This is a genomic window from Aminicella lysinilytica (genome assembly GCF_004362975.1).
In the GTDB taxonomy this organism is placed as follows: domain Bacteria; phylum Bacillota; class Clostridia; order Peptostreptococcales; family Anaerovoracaceae; genus Aminicella; species Aminicella lysinilytica.
Genome location: NZ_SNXO01000019.1, coordinates 1 through 17,201, shown reverse-complemented (window position 1 = coordinate 17,201; position 17,201 = coordinate 1). Strand labels below are relative to the sequence as shown.

Here is a 17,201-nt window from a genome sequence, read left to right as displayed (position 1 = left end):
TAAAAATAATTATGTTTACTTATGTGAGCAAAGGGTATATAATTGATATTACAAAGTTAAACTTATTTAGATTTGGAGGTAATCGAAATGTTAGAAATGTACAGATGTTCACTATGTGGAAATATCGTAATTATGGCTTACAAAGGCGGTGGCACACTGACCTGCTGTGGTCAGGAAATGGAACTGCTTAAGCCTAATACAGTAGATGCAGCTCAGGAGAAACATGTTCCTGTAGCAACAGTCGATGGCAACAAGGTTACTGTAAAGGTAGGAAGCGTAGAGCATCCTATGACACCGGAGCACTACATCGGAAGTATCCTTCTGGAAACCTCCAGAAGCCTGCAGGTAAAATACATGAAGCCTACTGATAAACCGGAAGCAGAATTCGAGGTTGCACCTGGCGAGAAACCAGTTGCAGTTTATGAATATTGCACACTTCACGGACTTTGGAAGGCAGAAATTTAATCTAGTCATATTACCAAAAGGGCTCCCCGGATCGGGGAGCCCTTTATTTATTGTTGGACGTGGCGGTCTACGTATTTGAGGGCAACTGATATGTAAGAATAATCAAAACCAAAATTCAGGACTCTTTCCACTAACTAGACCGCCTGGCCTGATGCGCGATTCCGCAGGAGCAAGAGCAGCCATAGTCGCAAGCGAGCTGGAAGAATAGAAAAATATGGCCTCGCTGTCTGAAGACGGAATAAAGTGCGATGATAATGGTGAAAACATGCTCGCATGATTTTCACCTTAAGAGTCGCACTTTAAAGGAGTTGCCTCTAAATATGGAAGCAACTCCTTGAGAATTCCGTCAAGTTCGCGGCATATTCTATTCTTCGCAAGTAAGACTATATGGCTGCCTGCGCACGAGGAGAGCCGTAGACCGCCACGTGCTGAAGCACTGCGGTCCTGACAGGGGACCTACCAGCGGCTCATGCTTAGCCGGGTTAGGTCTCCCAGCAAGCCAGGCTAGGCGGTCTAGTCTACGAAGATGCTGCCGCCAATGAATTCTCTGATGATCGAATTATTGACTATCATCGAATCATCCTCGATCGTATCGAAGAACGCCAGAAAACGAAGCATACGTTCTGCTTCAGCGTATTCAGGCTCATTCGGGCTCACCTTTTCCAGAAGTGGCTCAGCGTATTTCTTCAGAACATTTATCTCATAAACGTGATACGAATTGAAGAGAACATCTGCTTCGCCGCTGTAAGGGAAAATATTCTTATCCTCCCCGGCCCTGACCTTCGGCCAGTCTCGGATAGTGCTCTGAGCATCGTGGCCCCTGTAAAGACTGTCACGGACCATACGTCTGAGCATACGCTCATCAGTCGTCGGCACGCGGTTATGTTCATCGATATTCAACTGCGTCAGCGGACTGATATATATCTTAAACTTCTCGGCATCATCTATTTCCTCAGTCATCTTCTCGTTGAGGCCATGGATCCCTTCTATTACTATTAGCTGATTTGATTTAATGGAAGTGATCCTTTTACCGTATTCCTTCTCGCCTGTCAGGAAATTGAAAGTCGGCAGATCTACCTCCTTGCCGGCCAGCAGATCATTCATGTTGCTGTTGAACAGACTTATGTCTATAGCCTCAAGACCCTCATAATTTTTCTCACCGTTTTCATCCAGCGGAGTATCTTCTCTGTCGACAAAATAATCATCTGTACCCATGTACAGGGGATCCAGTCCGTTGACCTTCAGCTGAACGCAAAGTCTGCGCGCAAACGTTGTCTTTCCGGAAGACGACGGTCCCGCGATCAGTATTATACGTTTATGTCTATGCTTGATCATATCAGCGATCTCGGCGATTTTCTTCTCATGAAGCGCTTCCGAGACCTGGATAAGTTCTTTATAGTCTCCGTTTTCTATCTTCTCATTGAGATCCACTACATAATTCACCTTCAGCAGATTGTCCCACATAGTCTGCTCAGCGAAAGCATCATAAAGTGTTTTTTGTTCGATATAGCCAGGCATGCCATCAGGCGATGCAGGCAGCGGGAACCTCACTATCATTCCCCTCTTATACTTGACTACCTGGAAGTCCTGAACGTAGCCCGTCGAAGGCACCATAAGACCGTAAAAGTAATCTTTATAATCCTCCAGAGAATAAAAAATCACTTTTTGTATTCTCTTGGATCTTTCTATGAGACGCAGGTTGGCAGGCCAGCCTTCTCTGCGGATTATGTCGAGGCCTTCTTCACGCGACACTATTTCCTTAACAAAAGGTATATCTGCCTTCACCAGTTCCCTCATGCGGTTTTCTATAGCCTTGGCCGTCTTATCGTTTAGTCCTTCCTTGCCTTTTATCTCTGTGAAAAGGCCCTGATTCAACGAATTAGCTACTTCTACTCTGACGTTTCCCAGAACGTCTCTGACTGCTTTCAGATATATCAGTGTCAGACTGTACTGGTATGCGTAATTGGCTGCCTGGGTCCTGGCATCCAGCAATTCTACCCTGCATTCCTTCTCTATTCTATAATTAAGATCCTCGTATGTATTGTCAACTCTTGCCACCATAATAGTGTACGGAAGCTGTTCTTTCATACTCTTATACAATTCTTCTAATGTCGTTCCGCCATTGACCTGGATCTCGCGGTACTCACCCTTGGGATCCGTTTTTAGCTGTATTTTCATTTTTACCTCCCCTTTTTTGCGCCTATGCGCTAGGTATTATGATCACCAGATCATCGACACTCATTATACCACAGTATATATGAAGTCAAAAGCACAAGGCGCAAATAATCAGGGAAATATAATTATGGTAGAAAGACGAGTAAAATATGGTTTAGGTTATTTCGATTTTCTTAGAATGGCACATGGCTAGATTCGGCGCAGACCGATTCGGTTCCGTCTAAACCCAAGGCCACTGTAGCCGCCAGTTCTTCATCTGTCAATCCATCATCCGGAAGAGTTCCTTGCTTATGGACCATAGAGCCTGACCCTTCCACCAGTGTCTCTCCCTCTCCCATATCGATCTGCTGATCTTCAGTTGACGTGGCGGCGGGACTATCTGCTGTACCCGTTGGCTCTGTTCCGGCATTGTTATTATAATTCCTGGAATTTCTATCGTTCCAGTACTGCTCATTGCGTTTTGCTTCATCAGCCTTTGCATCATCTACCACCCTTCTGTTGCGATACTTGGTGTAAGCATCTACCAAAGTTTTCATCTCATCGGCAAAAAGTGTAATACCTTTACCCATGTGGCTATGGTCATCTGACCATTCGCGAAGGTCATACTTAGGCGGCTGGCCGTTCCAACTGACAATATTCAGTTCCCTGTTCCAACCGTTCTTCTTCCTCGATACGGTTCCAACGTATTCCTTGATTTCATATCTTATTTCTGTATTTGCCATATTATTTATCTCCTTTCATTTAGTAACAATATAGCTCTTTTGTAGGCATATATTAGCATTGCTGGTAATATATGTCAACACATTTTGCACAAAAAACACGCCCTGAGGAAATAGAAAATCTTTTCCCAAAGGCGCGCGTAATTGCGTATTTGTGCAGAGGTGAGCCAATATGCTGATGCACGCGTGGACGCAACGCCAGGCTGCGTTTTGTGCTCTATCGTTCCAATGTCACCACCACCAGCTCCGGCCTGTTATTCAGCCTGAAAGGGAACACGCTGTTGCCAAGTCCACGGCTGACTATCATCGTAGACCCGCCGCACCTGTGAGCGCCGCTGGCCAACTGGGGCAGAACTCCCTGACCCGGTGAATACAAGCCCTGTCCTCCCGGAAGCCGGAACTGTCCCCCGTGAGCGTGTCCGCAGAAGATCATATCGATCCCCGGCCTGCTGTAACTCTTGATGTGCTGAGGCTCGTGAGCCAGCAAAAGAGTAAAATTCTGGTCTTTTTCCGCGCTGATCTCATCTACCATGTCTGCCAGGGCTGCCTCCCCAACGTCCGCTCCCTGCTCATGGCAGACTTCGTGAACGCCATATAGAGTGTACTCGGAAATTCCCATTATGTTGATGGACTCGTCGCCGCGGCTGACGCTGACCACATCATCGAAAACCAAATGGGTACCCATTTCCTCCATGGTCCTGTAGAAGCGCCACATTTTCTCCTCAGGCAGGGCCAACTCGTGATTGCCGTTGACGTAATACACCGGCGCCAGCGTCAGAAGCCCGCTCAAAGCACATATGGCGGCTTTCCTGTCCGTGTGATTACGGTCGAGCAGATCTCCCGTCATAAGTATATAGTCCGGCTTCGCAGCCTTGACCCGGTTCAAAAGGTCTGCCTGCATGTTGCCGAAGTACTGGCTCTGCAGGTCGGACACATTAACAATGCGCGCGCCCCTGAAAATCTCAGGCACCCGCTCAGAGTGATATGTGTACTCTGTCGTGACTATGGATTTATTATTCCAGCGCAAAAAGCGACCTGCGCAGTATCCCGCGGTCGCTCCGCCTGCTATCATTAATGCTGTCTTACTGTTTTTATTCATGGCTGTCTATCAAAGTCCTATACACATCTTTTGGTTCTAACGGTTTGGCTATGTGGGCGTTCATACCCGCGTCGAGACAGCGTTTGATATCCTCGTCAAATGCGTTGGCCGTCATAGCTATAATCCGGATGCCGGCGGCGTCTGGTCTGTCCAGACTGCGGATACGGCCGGTCATCTGGTAACCGTCCATTATCGGCATCCTGATATCTGTCAGCACATAATCGTAGTACCACAGCTCGGAGCTGCTGAATTTCTCCAGACCTTCCTGGCCGTCTTCTGCTACATCGACTATCATACCGGCATTATTCAATAATACCCTGGCGATCTCCAGATTTATGGCATTATCCTCCACCAGCAGGGCGTGCTTGTTCTTAAGCAGCATCATGCCCGCCTGATAAGAGTCCTTTTCCATCTGTCGATGATACTCGGTATTCTTGACACAGTCAAGCATAAACTCTACTGTGAATTCTGTGCCCTCGTCTAACTTGCTCCTGACATTGATAGTACCGTGCATCAGTTCTACCAGATTCTCTACAATGGCAAGCCCCAGTCCCGTGCTGTTCACCGTGGACCAGGCCACATTCCTGCCCTCTTGGGAGAATGGCTCAAAGAGCACCTTCTGGAAGTCTTCGCTCATGCCTATGCCGTTGTCTGTGATAGTCATAGTGATCTTAAGTTTCGGCTTGTCCAGCGTATGGTCCAGCACTGATGTCGACCTATAGCGGACTTCTCCGCCCTCCTGAGTGTATTTGGTCGCGTTGGACAAAAGGTTGAATATGATTTGATTTATGCGCATGCGATCCATAAGAGGCACATATTCCCTGTCCTCCCTCATATCAACTATAAACTTCTGGTTTCTTTCATCGCACATAGGCTTTATGACCGAATCCAGGTACTGAGCGGCCTCATAGGCCGGATATGGTTCAGGCTTCAGTATTATCTCTCCGCTTTCGATTCTGGTCATGTCCAGTATGTCGTTGAGAAAGCCCAGCATATACTGGGAAGAAATGTCGATTTTTTCCAGGCACTTAGCTGTTTCCGGCGGATTGTCCTGGGCCCTGGAAATTCTGGTCATACCTATGATACCGTTCATCGGCGTTCTAATGTCGTGGCTCATCCTCGACAAAAATTCTGTCTTGGCATTAGTAGCTACATTGGCATCTTCCAAAGCCCTCTTCAGTTCGCTTTGCTGTCTCATCTGCTCGTCGACATTCTCCACGAAGAAGACGAAGGTCTGATCATCTTCATATCCTACGCCTCTTATTATATTAGTGGCATACCAATGTCCATCCTTAAGTTCCACTATGATCGAGTAGCCCTGACTGTCGTTGAGCCTCTCTCTTATGGTATCAAAGGATACCTCATGAAGATATTTCTCTAAATATTCATCCTTTACATATCGTCTGGCATATCTCCTGTCGATCTCATCGGCACTTATCCACGGATCGTAAATCGCGCTGTAGTAAGGATCCATTTTAATGGTATCATATTTCCTGGTTTCAGTATTTCCGATGAATACTGCCGTATAATAATGTGTAAGAGATTTCAGCGTTCTCTGCTGATCCAGGGTCGCGTCTGTCACATCGTTTTCAAGAATAGCCACAGTCCTCTTGCCTTCCATATCCATAGCAAGCAATGTCAATTCTATAATCACTCTGTCCTTCTCACCGTTGTCTTCTGAAATAATGCGATCGAAACGATTAGTCAGGCTCATGCCGTTTTCCATGTTTTTCAAAGCGTCCGGGCTGCACATCCTGCCGAATTCAACTTTGTCAGTTTCCCCTGTAATGGCTTCATAGAATCTGTTGTATGCATCATGATATTCGCCAATGTCGTGCATCTCGTTATTCTTATCATTTTCGATGCATTTCCAGGTGCTTATATCTACATATATCTGGCGGTCATAGGCCCCTTTAGTTATCTCTGTAATGATATGGCCGCGTTCTGCCATTTCTGCCAGCATTCTGTTATTCCTGCGGTAAATGAGGATTTCCAGAAGTATAAGGAACAGAACGCCCAGGCCTATAGCCAGGAAATTCCTGCCCAGTATTTCCCAGAAGGAAATGATGACGCAGTAAGTATTGTCGTTTTTATCCTGGTAGGAATACATTGCTTTCATATGACCATCTATTCTCGTCACTATCAGCTGCTTGGGACGGTTTTCGGCCTTTCTCAGGCTCTTGCCAGACTCTTGTTGATATGCTTATCGGGTTCATTAATGTTGTGGGCATATAAGTCCTCGTCGGTGCTGCTCAGAATATACCCGTTCTTATCATATAAAATAGCAGAACTGCTTTCATAAGTAGTAGTCCTGTCTACAACAATATCATCCAGCTGTGATAGCTTGATATCCAGATCAAAGGAAATGGTTTTAGAATATTTCTTGACTATAGATAGTTCGATATATGCATCCTCACTGATAGCATCGCCGGTACCCCCAAGGTAAGAAACATATGGAGCGATCACCGCGACCTTACCGGCTGCTTTTTGCGCGCCTTTATACCACGGACGCGCCGTAGCGTCATAATCACTGTAATCCCCGTAGTTCCAACTGTGAGCGTAGCCGCCTTTATACGACAAAGCGAAGCCGTCGTAAATGTCAGCTCCGACTGCTTCTTCAAATACTGAATCGTAAGCCTTCAGCCATGCATCCATTTCTTCAAATGACGGATTCGTGGCCAGTTTCTTCTCAACGGGTATTATCATGGCCGAGAATATGGATTTATAGCTGTCCATCAGCATTTCATAATTGTAATCTACATCCTTGACATATTTATCAGCTTCTTCAGCAACGACGCCAATGCTGTTGATCACGATTATTATGGATATGCCTATCGTTAAGAGCAATTCAATGGCTAAGGCCAGAATCGAATCGTGCTTTTTCCTCATTGCAAGCATCCTCCATGATCATCAGTGTTACGTTTCTGCATATGTACATTATATTGCCGCGGGAATAATAAAGCAAGAATTTACTTTATAATGTGAAGGAACCGTTACCAAATCATCACAAAGTATCACGCAAAAGGGCGAATTCCTATCACATTTCTTTGGTATATTAGTAACTGTCAAAGGGAGTTACCCGATGACAACAATTACATACACATAATAACACATTCTTTTCAACGTTCTTTCTCAATAAGAAACAATAACTCAATAACTCAATCAAAACGTAAAAAAGCTCGCTTCGGCGGGCTTTTTTATTTTACATTCACATGCAACAATTGGCGGACGGATCGGGCCCCTTTGGTGGCTGCCGTCGAGAACTTCTGCTGGCGAATTTGCTTTGATTGGGTCTCACGCACGTATCGGGTAAATATCTAGAGTGATAGTGCGTTTTTTCCTTTATTGTAAACCAAATTCGCACTTATTGACTGAATCAAACATGTCGAGGTGCGCACCGTTGGTTTTATAATACTTAATTAGTATTTTATGGTATTTAGCCAGGCCTTATACGCACTTCTTATCCTCTAAATGAGCTGATGCGTGCGCGGGCAATCGTTGAAATTCCAATATACGCACCTTCATGCTCTGAGAATTGCCGATAAGTGCGGAAATAAAATTGGTGATCTCTAAAACGCACCTTGATTCCTTAATAATAGGCTATAAGTGCGCAGCCGCACGTATAGCCCTAAATACATAGAAGGAAGTGCGCGGCGGCTGTGATGAGAACATCTTCCCACATTCGGATAAACATATCAGATCCAAGATCCAGTGTTCTTTCAACTACGTCGGGCCGCCCTTCCGCTAAACGCTTCCGCAGGAGCAAGAGCAACCCCCGACGAAGTAAAACGACAAGAATAGCAAAACGCCATGCAGTGTTTGAAGTTGAAGCAAAGGGTGAATACGATGAGGATACCTTACTTGTATGGTATCCTCGAGTAATCACACTTTAGAGCCTTGAAAAGGCTCCATTTGCTTCAACGAGTTTGCATGGCTTTCTATTCTTGGTTTTATAAGTCGCTCGGGGTTGCCTGCGCACGAGGACTAGTGCAGCGGAAGGGGCCGCCCGGCCTTATTTCAATTCCAGTTCAACCGGGCAATGGTCACTGCCGAAAACCTCATTATGTATCTTCGCATCCACGATCTGCGGCTGCAGACGATCACTGACAATGAAGTAGTCGATGCGCCATCCGGCATTCTTATCCCTGGCGTGGAAGCGGTAGGACCACCAGCTGTAAACACCGGCCAGATCCGGGTAGAGATAACGATAAGTATCAGTAAATCCGGCTCCCAGAAGCTCCGTCATCTTGCCGCGCTCCTCATCAGAAAAACCGGCATTCTTATGATTAGTCTTCGGATTCTTCAGGTCGATCTCCTCGTGAGCCACATTCATGTCGCCGCAGAGGATCACCGGTTTCTTAGCATCCAGCTCCAGCAGGAACGCCCGCAGGTCGTCCTCCCACTTCATGCGGTAATCCAAGCGTTTCAGCCCATCCTGCGAATTCGGCACATAGACATTCACCAGGTAAAAATCTTTGTACTCCAGAATGATGCCGCGGCCCTCGTCAGTATGCTCACCGAAATTATACTGGACGCTGAGAGGCTTCTCCTTGGCAAAAATCGCCGTCCCGGAATAGCCCTTCTTCTCAGCACTGCAGAAAAACTCCTCATACTCAGGCAGGTCCACCTCCGCCTGACCCTCCTGCATCTTAGTTTCCTGTATGCATATAAAATCCGCGTCGAGGCCTTTCATCGACTCTACGAAGCCTTTGCCCAGGCAGGCCCTGAGGCCGTTGACGTTCCACGATATAAATCTCATTAAAAATACCTCCTGTAATGTACATTAGTATATCACAGGAGGCGGTATTTGTAATGCTATTAATTGGCTGCGCCTACATAAGAATCGTAGACGGCCGGATTGTAATACTCCGGGCATTTGATGGTGATTATCAGCCTTCTGGCCTGGCTCCCCTTCAGCTGGGACGGATCGATGCGGTAGTAATGGCGTGTGGCTTCCTTAAGGCCTACGCAGTCCTGACCGTAGTAAATGGCGTTGCAGTAAAGCTCAAGGATCTGGTTTTTCGTGTATTTCTTTTCCAGCTGCCGTGCAACAAAGATTTCCGCGACTTTGCGCTTCAGCGTACGGTTGTTTGCGAAGTACATATTTTTTGCAAGCTGCTGGGTAATGGTGCTTCCCCCCTGCACCATAGAACCGGCGGCAACATCAGCAATGACAGCCCTTCCGATAGCAATCACATCGAAGCCCGGGTGATAATAGAAGCGTCTGTCTTCCGATTTCACAATACCCCTTTTGAAATCCTTGGAAATATCCCCTAGCTTCACATAATCCTTCTGGGATTCTATCTGAGCTACCTTTTGTTCAACGCTGACCTTGTCCACAGCCGAACGGTACATTTTGTATCCCGCGATCACCGTCGGCACTGAAATCAGCATGCCGATGACCATGCACATGATCACTGCCCCCGCCAGCGCTCTCATAAATAATTTCACCATGACCAATACCCCCTTATCTCAATTCCACATTCATTGTAGCTTCCGGCGGCCATTGCTGCCATAGATTTGACTTACATCTGTCTTACAAAATTGTAATATTGTACTCAGGTAGAAAATTGCGAAAAGTTAAATTATTAACGGGTTTCAAAGCATTGAAAAGCCCAACTGACTGTGATAAAATTAATTATAGTTTGATTTTGGTAGATGGATCCGGGAGAGTCTGCACCCTATCTGCAGCGCCGAAGGGGAGATGTGAGAAACTCTCAGGCAAAAGGACCGGTTCACGGACAAAACTCTGGAGAGCATATAGCACCGAAGAAGTAAAATCTTTCAGGTAAACGGACAGAGCACACGAACTATTTGTTCGTGTGATTTTTTATATTACAAGCTATACGATTGGTTCCGGGTCAGCCAGACTCAAGGAACTGGAGCATAAGGAGGATAATATTTATGTCAGAGGAAAAACTATTGAGGACGTCACTTTACGACACTCATGTAAAGTACGGCGGAAAAATCGTACCTTTTGCCGGATGGGAGCTTCCGGTAGAGTACAAGACAGGAGTAATTGCTGAGCATATGGCAGTAAGGACCAAGGCTGGGATGTTCGATGTTTCACACATGGGCGAGATTCTTTGCAAGGGACCTGACGCTTTGAAAAACCTCAACATGATCCTGACCAACGATTACAGCGGCATGCATGACGGCCAGGCAAGATACAGCCCTATGTGCAACGAACAGGGCGGAGTTGTAGACGACCTGATCGTATATAAGAAGAATGACCAGGAATACCTGATGGTAGTTAACGCAGCTAATAAGGACAAGGATTTCGCGTGGGTCAAGGCTCATCAGTCAGGCGATGTGGAGTTTGAAGACATTTCAGACACCATCGGACAGATCGCCCTCCAGGGACCTCTCGCAAAGGGCATCCTGAAGAAGATCACTGCTGTGGAGAATATTCCTGCAGAATATTATGCATGCACTTTCGACAGAGATGTTGCAGGAGTTAAATGTATGATTTCAACTACAGGTTACACCGGTGAAGACGGCGTGGAAATCTACATGCCTATGGAAGACGCGCCTAAGATCTATGAAGCTCTTATGGCAGCAGGAAAAGATGAAGGGCTCATCCCTTGCGGACTTGGTGCCAGAGATACGCTGAGACTGGAAGCAGGAATGCCTCTTTACGGTCATGAGATGGACGACACAGTTTCACCTAGAGAAGCAGGACTTGGCATCTTCGTTAAGATGGACAAGGAAGACTTCATCGGCAAGGACGCCATCGAGAAGATCGGCAAGCCGCCTAAACGTCGTAAGATCGGCCTTAAGGTCACAGGACGCGGCATCATCAGAGAGCACCAGGATGTATATCAGGACGGAAAGAAAATCGGCGTAACGACTTCCGGAACTCACTGCCCATACCTGAACCACGCTTTCGCAGCAGCCCTCGTTGAGACTGACAAGAGAGATCCTGGCACAAAGGTAGAAGTCGACGTCCGCGGCCGTATGGTTGAGGCTGAGATCGTCAAGATGCCTTTCTACAAACGCGCTGATTAATAAAGTATATATAAATTTAACGAGATAATATTTATGGAGGTAAATCAAAATGAGTCTACTATTTTCTAAATCCCACGAGTGGGTAAATATGATCGATGATACTACAGCACAGGTTGGTCTTACAGACTACGCCCAGGCTGAACTTGGCGGATTGGTATTCGTTAACCTTCCTGAAGAAGGCGACGATGTAGTTTCCGGCGAGCCTTTCGCAGATGTTGAGTCAGTAAAAGCTGTATCAGATGTATTCTCACCTGTTACAGGAAAAGTTGCTGAAATCAATGAAGAACTTCTGGATGCTCCTGAGAAAATCAACGAGGCACCTTATGATGCATGGTTCGTTAAAGTCGAGGGCATCACTGATAAAGTTGAGCTGATCGACGAAGCAGCATATAAAGCATACGTTAGTACCCTCAGCGAAGAGTAATCGAGGTGAAATCAATGGGTTCTTTTGTACCAAATACGGACAGAGAACAGGAGGAAATGCTGAAAGAAGCCGGTTATAAAAGCTTCGACGACATGTTCTCATGTATTCCTGACGAGGTCAGACTTAAGAGACCTCTGAACCTGCCTTCAGGTTTAAGCGAGATGGAAGCCATCCGCGAAATGGAGGAAATATCAGAAAAAAACGTAACATTCAAACATATCTTCCGCGGCGCAGGCGCATATAACCATTATATCCCTGCTATTGTCAAGAGTGTAACAGCCAAGGAAGAATTCGTTACTACTTATACGCCATACCAGGCTGAGATCAGCCAGGGCGTGCTTCAGTCGATTTTCGAATATCAGACTATGATGTGCGAACTGACCGGCATGGATGTAGCCAATGCTTCTCATTATGACGGAGCTACTGCGGCTGCAGAATCTATCCCTATGTGCAAGGACAGAAAACATAAGGTAGCTTATGTTTCATCCACCGTTCATCCTGGAACGATCCAGGTCATGGAGACTTACTGCTTCGGCAGCAACACCAAACTGGTCCAGGTTCCTTCCAAGGACGGCGTCACAGATATGGATAAACTTGCGAAGATGCTTAAGGATGACCCTGAAGCGGCTTGCCTGGTAATGCAGCAGCCTAACTTCTACGGCATCTATGAAGACGCAACCAAATTGGGCGAGATCGTTCATGAGGCAGGCGCCAAATTTGTCATGAGTGTCAACCCTATCGCTCTTTCTGTAATGAAGACTCCTGCTGAGTGCGGAGCTGATGTAGCTGTCGGCGATGGCCAGCCTCTGGGCATGCCTATTGCTTACGGCGGACCTTACCTGGGATTCATGGCTGCACCTAAGTCAATGATGAGAAAACTTCCGGGCAGGATCGTCGGTGAAACTACAGACGATAAAGGCAACAGAGCTTACGTCCTGACACTTCAGGCTCGTGAGCAGCATATACGCCGTGAGAAGGCAAGTTCCAATATCTGTTCCAACCAGGCACTCTGTGCTCTGACTGCTTCAGTTTATATGGCTGCTATGGGCGCAGACGGAATGAAGGAAGCGGCTACTCAGTCAACATCCAAGGCACATTACCTGATGGATGCTCTGAAGAAGGCCGGTCTGAAGCCTATGTTCAGTGGAGAATTCTTCAATGAATTCATTACAGACTGCCCATGCGGTTCAGACAAACTGCTCGACGCACTTGCCGAGAAAGGAATCCTCGGCGGACTTCCTCTTACAGAGAATGTTGTCCTGTGGTGCACTACAGAAATGAATACTAAAGAAGAAATGGATCAGGTAGCTTCAATCGTTGCCGCGCTGATCAGCGGAAAGGAGGCGTAGGATATGGACCTTATATTTGAAATCGGTTCAGAAGGCAGAAAATTATCCCTGCTTCCTAAATGCGACGTACCTGAAGTAAAGGTACCTGAATCTCAGAGCCGTAAGACTGCCCTTCATCTTCCACACGTTTCGGAAAACGAACTGAGCAGACATTACAGCAAACTGGCTAAACGCTCTCATGGAGTTAACGATGGATTCTACCCTCTGGGTTCATGTACTATGAAGTACAACCCTAAGGTAAACGAGATCGCCGCTTCATTTAAGGGATTTACCGGCGTACATCCTCTTCAGAACGAAAGGACAGTCCAGGGATCCATGGAAGTCATCAAGAAAACCGAGGATACCCTTTGTGAGATCGCGGGCATGGATGCATTCACACTGCAGCCTGCAGCAGGCGCCCACGGAGAATTCACAGGCTTGCTTTTGATCAAGGCTTACCATGTAGACCGCGGAGACACCAAGAGGACCAAGATCATCGTTCCGGACTCGGCTCACGGCACTAACCCTGCCAGCGCAGCTATGTGCGGATTCGACGTTGTCAGCATTCCTTCACAGGATGACGGCTGCGTAGATCTGGACGCTTTGCGGGGCGCTGTGGGAGATGACACGGCCGGCTTGATGCTGACCAACCCTAACACAGTTGGACTCTTTGACAAGAATATTCTGCAGATCACCAAGATCGTTCACGACGCAGGCGGTCTCTGCTACTATGACGGCGCTAACCTTAACGCTGTTATGGGTATCGCAAGACCTGGCGACATGGGATTTGATGCAGTACATATCAACCTGCACAAAACCTTCTCCACACCTCACGGCGGCGGCGGTCCGGGCGCAGGCCCAGTTGGCTGCAAGGAATTCCTGAAGCAGTTCCTGCCTGGGCATCATGTGGCTGGCGATGAGAACGAGGGCTTCCGTTACGAGATTGAGACTAAGTCTATCGGCGCAGTCAAGATGTTCCACGGAAACTTCCTGGTTATCGTAAGAGCATTGACTTACATGCTGATGCTTGGCAAGGAAGGCGTTCCGGAGGCATCATCTAATGCCGTACTGAACGCAAACTATATGAGAACTAAGCTGGATGACCTCTATGAAATGGCTTATGACACTACATGCATGCATGAGTTCGTAATGAGCCTGGAGCCTCTGAAGCACAAGACCGGAGTTTCTGCTCTGGACGTTGCCAAGGGACTTCTGGATTACGGCATCCATCCGCCTACAATGTACTTCCCGCTTATCGTTGAGGAGGCTCTTATGATCGAGCCGACAGAGACTGAGCCTAAGGAAGTTCTGGATGAGGCTATCGTAGCATTGAGGGCCCTGTATAAGGAAGCTACCGATAACCCTGAAGCACTACACAGCGCACCGCATAACACAGTGATTGGAAGGCCTGACGAAGTCGGCGCCGCAAGGAACACTGTACTGCGCTACCAGTGGACGGACTAAATGATAAACAAACTTCAGTGGCTGGCGACGGATAACACTTACCCGTACCAGAATCTGGCCATGGAAGAATATCTGACAATGAATGTCGGCCCCGGTGAATGCATCATGTATCTGTGGCAAAACAGGCACACGGTGGTCATCGGCAAGAATCAGAATTGTTGGAAGGAATGTAAAGTAAACTCTCTTGAGAAAGACGGCGGATTTCTTGTTCGCCGTCTTTCCGGCGGAGGGGCTGTTTTTCACGATATGGGAAACCTGAACTTTACATTTTGTTTACAACATGATGATTACAATGTGGAAAAACAGCAAAGCGTGATTTTGCGGGCAGTGCAGATGCTGGGTATCCACGGCGAAAGAACCGGGCGGAACGACATTACAGTAGACGGACGTAAATTCTCAGGCAACGCCTTCCTGCGTGTAGGCGATCAATGCTATCATCATGGTACTATTATGCTAAACGCCAATACTGAGGATATGTCTAGGTACCTGAATGTAGATAAGAAGAAACTGGAATCCAAAGGTGTCGCTTCGGTCAAGTCCAGAGTGGCCAACCTTATAGAATTCAAACCTGATATAACGGTTCCTATGATGCAGGATGTTCTGGTCAAGGCCTTCCAGGAAGTCTACGGACTGCCTGCAGAAGAGCTTTCAGAGAATTCTCTGCCGGCGGATGAGATATCTGCTCTGACGGACAAGTTCTCATCCTGGGACTGGAAATACGGGCGAAAGATACCCTTCGACTACGAAATGGCAGATCGCTTCGACTGGGGCGATATACAGATGCAATTTCATGTCAATGGTGGTATAATCAAAGAAATCAATGTCTTCTCAGACGCAATGGATCAGGAAGTCATCTGTCTTTTCAAAGATGCGCTTACTGGCCAGCCTTACTCCGAGAAAGATATGACGTCGGTAATCATGAACACTGAGATCCCGGCTGACGGGCCTCCTACCGACATAGTCCTCTCAATGAAAAAGGACATTGCAAATCTTATACAAAGGGAGATTTAACTATGGAAAATTTTGATTTAATTATTATCGGAGCCGGCCCAGGTGGCTATGAGGCAGCCGTAGACGCTGCCAAACAGTATAACATGAAGGTCGCCCTGGTAGAGAACAGAGAACTTGGCGGCACCTGCCTCAACCGCGGATGCATCCCAACTAAGACTATGCTCTACTCTGCTTCCCTCTACCACGAGATCAAAACTCACGGCGACGAGATCGGCCTGACAGGCGCCGAAGATGACGGTTACGACATGGCAAAGATCCAGTATCGTAAACAGGCTGTCGTAGCTCAGCTGCGCGCCGGCGTTGAGACTCTCATGAAGATGAACAAGATCAACGTATTCTACGGTACCGGTACCATTATGGACAAAACCCACGTAAGGGTTGCCGGCGTTGATGGAGTTGTCACGGATCTGGAAGCTAAGAATATTATGATTGCAACAGGATCTATCCCTTCAGTTCCGCCTATCAAAGGCGCTGATCTGGACGGTGTCGTAACAAGCGATCATCTTCTCAATCAGGACAAGCCTCTGGAAAGTCTCGTCATTATCGGCGGCGGCGTCATAGGCATGGAGTTCGCGTCAGTCTTCAGTTCTCTTGGAACAAAGGTAACTGTCATCGAGGCTCTCGACAGGATCATCGCCAACATGGATAAGGAAATCTGCCAGAGTCTGAAGATGCTCTCTAAGAAGAAGGGCATCGATATCCACACAGGTTCTATGGTCACTGAGATCAAAGGATCCACGGGAGATATGACGGTCTGCTATACAGAGAAGGAAAAGCCATGCGAAGTTTCCGGCCAGCTGGTTCTGCTGGCTATCGGCCGCAGAGCTTATACTGAAGGCTTATTCGCTGATGAGTCTTCTGATGAAGTAAAGAACATGTCTATAGAAAGAGGGAAAATCACTGTAGACGGGAGATACGAGACAAGCGTTCCCGGCATCTATGCTATAGGCGATGTTACAGGAGGCATTCAGCTGGCCCATGTAGCTACAGGTGAAGGAAGATCGGCAGTTGCCTATATGAACAACAGCCACCCTTCCATCGATATGACCATCGTTCCGTCCTGCATTTATACTCATCCTGAGATCGCAAGCGTCGGCCTCAGCGGTGATGAAGTTAAGAAGCAGGGACTGAAGGTCATCACTCATAAGTACGCCATGGGCTCTAACGGAAAGTCCATACTTTCTCTTCAGGAGCGCGGCTTTATTAAGATCATAGCCGACGAGGACACTCACAAAGTTCTGGGTGCTCAGATGATGTGCGCCAGAGCTACTGATATGATCAGCCAGTTCTCACAGGCTATCGTAAGCGGCCTGACCCTGGAAGAAATGTCCAAGACCATCTACCCTCACCCATCCTTCAGCGAAGGCATCGGCGAGGCACTGAAATAAGCTAGAAAATGCATTAATCGAAGCAAATCGAGTAGGGGCTAGCAAGTAGCCCCTCTCACACCACCGTACATGCCGTTCGGCATACGGCGGTTCAATTCATATAATAATCTAAACAACTTA

14 protein-coding genes and 1 riboswitch are annotated in these 17,201 nt (G+C 47.2%); of the genes, 7 read left to right on the top strand and 7 right to left on the bottom strand.

Annotated elements, in window-relative coordinates; all coding sequences use genetic code 11:
* The first annotated feature begins 87 nt into the window (after positions 1–87).
* Positions 88–465, top strand: coding sequence for a desulfoferrodoxin family protein (locus EV211_RS06055; RefSeq protein WP_133528530.1), 378 nt, complete (start codon positions 88–90; stop codon positions 463–465).
* Positions 466–978: 513 nt separating this feature from the next.
* Here the strand turns inward: EV211_RS06055 and EV211_RS06050 are convergent.
* The 7 genes from EV211_RS06050 to EV211_RS06020 form a co-directional block, all read right to left on the bottom strand.
* Positions 979–2,643 (bottom strand): nucleoside kinase, encoded by a 1,665-nt coding sequence (locus tag EV211_RS06050; RefSeq protein WP_133528529.1) that lies wholly within the window; start codon positions 2,641–2,643, stop codon positions 979–981.
* A gap of 170 nt (positions 2,644–2,813) precedes the next feature.
* A complete protein-coding gene (locus EV211_RS11065) occupies positions 2,814–3,362 on the bottom strand; it encodes a YdbC family protein (RefSeq protein WP_133528528.1) in 549 nt (182 codons plus the stop codon).
* Between the two features lie 214 nt (positions 3,363–3,576).
* Complete coding sequence (locus EV211_RS06040) at positions 3,577–4,458, bottom strand: metallophosphoesterase (protein ID WP_133528527.1); 882 nt, start codon at positions 4,456–4,458, stop codon at positions 3,577–3,579.
* On the bottom strand, positions 4,451–6,577 hold the full coding sequence (locus EV211_RS06035; RefSeq protein ID WP_133528526.1) for an ATP-binding protein: 2,127 nt from the start codon (positions 6,575–6,577) through the stop codon (positions 4,451–4,453). Before EV211_RS06035 ends, EV211_RS06040 begins: the two co-directional genes overlap by 8 nt.
* Positions 6,578–6,630: 53 nt before the next feature.
* Positions 6,631–7,347 carry a cache domain-containing protein gene (locus EV211_RS06030; protein WP_133528525.1) on the bottom strand — a complete coding sequence of 239 codons (717 nt, stop codon included), beginning with the start codon at positions 7,345–7,347 and terminating at the stop codon, positions 6,631–6,633.
* Positions 7,348–8,470: 1,123 nt separating this feature from the next.
* Entirely contained in the window at positions 8,471–9,217 is a 747-nt protein-coding gene (locus EV211_RS06025) for an exodeoxyribonuclease III (RefSeq protein ID WP_133528524.1), read from the bottom strand.
* A gap of 59 nt (positions 9,218–9,276) precedes the next feature.
* Positions 9,277–9,912, bottom strand: a complete 636-nt coding sequence (locus tag EV211_RS06020) for a biosynthetic peptidoglycan transglycosylase (protein WP_133528523.1) — start codon at positions 9,910–9,912, stop codon at positions 9,277–9,279.
* 201 nt (positions 9,913–10,113) lie between these two features.
* Positions 10,114–10,201: riboswitch (glycine riboswitch) on the top strand.
* A 161-nt stretch (positions 10,202–10,362) separates the two neighbouring features.
* Between EV211_RS06020 and gcvT the strand changes: the two genes are divergently transcribed.
* From gcvT to lpdA, 6 genes are read left to right on the top strand one after another with little or no spacing between them, the layout of a single operon-like run.
* Positions 10,363–11,466 carry a glycine cleavage system aminomethyltransferase GcvT gene (gene gcvT, locus EV211_RS06015; RefSeq protein WP_133528522.1) on the top strand — a complete coding sequence of 368 codons (1,104 nt, stop codon included), beginning with the start codon at positions 10,363–10,365 and terminating at the stop codon, positions 11,464–11,466.
* Positions 11,467–11,515: 49 nt separating this feature from the next.
* Entirely contained in the window at positions 11,516–11,890 is a 375-nt protein-coding gene (gcvH, locus tag EV211_RS06010) for a glycine cleavage system protein GcvH (protein WP_133528521.1), read from the top strand.
* A 14-nt stretch (positions 11,891–11,904) separates the two neighbouring features.
* Positions 11,905–13,239 (top strand): aminomethyl-transferring glycine dehydrogenase subunit GcvPA, encoded by a 1,335-nt coding sequence (gcvPA, locus tag EV211_RS06005; protein WP_133528520.1) that lies wholly within the window; start codon positions 11,905–11,907, stop codon positions 13,237–13,239.
* Positions 13,240–13,242: 3 nt separating this feature from the next.
* The gene (gcvPB, locus tag EV211_RS06000; RefSeq protein WP_133528519.1) at positions 13,243–14,682 is read left to right on the top strand and encodes an aminomethyl-transferring glycine dehydrogenase subunit GcvPB; all 1,440 of its coding nucleotides are present in this window, start codon (positions 13,243–13,245) and stop codon (positions 14,680–14,682) included.
* The gene (locus EV211_RS05995; RefSeq protein WP_133528518.1) at positions 14,683–15,693 is read left to right on the top strand and encodes a lipoate--protein ligase; all 1,011 of its coding nucleotides are present in this window, start codon (positions 14,683–14,685) and stop codon (positions 15,691–15,693) included.
* A gap of 2 nt (positions 15,694–15,695) precedes the next feature.
* Entirely contained in the window at positions 15,696–17,081 is a 1,386-nt protein-coding gene (gene lpdA / locus EV211_RS05990) for a dihydrolipoyl dehydrogenase (protein WP_133528517.1), read from the top strand.
* Positions 17,082–17,201 lie beyond the last annotated feature (120 nt).

Bases quoted from the DNA above. Each gene is read 5' to 3' on its own strand.
- EV211_RS06055 (WP_133528530.1), top strand. From the start codon at position 88: ATGTTAGAAATGTACAGATGTTCACTATGTGGAAATATCGTAATTATG.
- EV211_RS06050 (WP_133528529.1), bottom strand. From the start codon at position 2,643: ATGAAAATACAGCTAAAAACGGATCCCAAGGGTGAGTACCGCGAGATC.
- EV211_RS11065 (WP_133528528.1), bottom strand. From the start codon at position 3,362: ATGGCAAATACAGAAATAAGATATGAAATCAAGGAATACGTTGGAACC.
- EV211_RS06040 (WP_133528527.1), bottom strand. From the start codon at position 4,458: ATGAATAAAAACAGTAAGACAGCATTAATGATAGCAGGCGGAGCGACC.
- EV211_RS06035 (WP_133528526.1), bottom strand. From the start codon at position 6,577: ATGAAAGCAATGTATTCCTACCAGGATAAAAACGACAATACTTACTGC.
- EV211_RS06030 (WP_133528525.1), bottom strand. From the start codon at position 7,347: ATGAGGAAAAAGCACGATTCGATTCTGGCCTTAGCCATTGAATTGCTC.
- EV211_RS06025 (WP_133528524.1), bottom strand. From the start codon at position 9,217: ATGAGATTTATATCGTGGAACGTCAACGGCCTCAGGGCCTGCCTGGGC.
- EV211_RS06020 (WP_133528523.1), bottom strand. From the start codon at position 9,912: ATGGTGAAATTATTTATGAGAGCGCTGGCGGGGGCAGTGATCATGTGC.
- gcvT (WP_133528522.1), top strand. From the start codon at position 10,363: ATGTCAGAGGAAAAACTATTGAGGACGTCACTTTACGACACTCATGTA.
- gcvH (WP_133528521.1), top strand. From the start codon at position 11,516: ATGAGTCTACTATTTTCTAAATCCCACGAGTGGGTAAATATGATCGAT.
- gcvPA (WP_133528520.1), top strand. From the start codon at position 11,905: ATGGGTTCTTTTGTACCAAATACGGACAGAGAACAGGAGGAAATGCTG.
- gcvPB (WP_133528519.1), top strand. From the start codon at position 13,243: ATGGACCTTATATTTGAAATCGGTTCAGAAGGCAGAAAATTATCCCTG.
- EV211_RS05995 (WP_133528518.1), top strand. From the start codon at position 14,683: ATGATAAACAAACTTCAGTGGCTGGCGACGGATAACACTTACCCGTAC.
- lpdA (WP_133528517.1), top strand. From the start codon at position 15,696: ATGGAAAATTTTGATTTAATTATTATCGGAGCCGGCCCAGGTGGCTAT.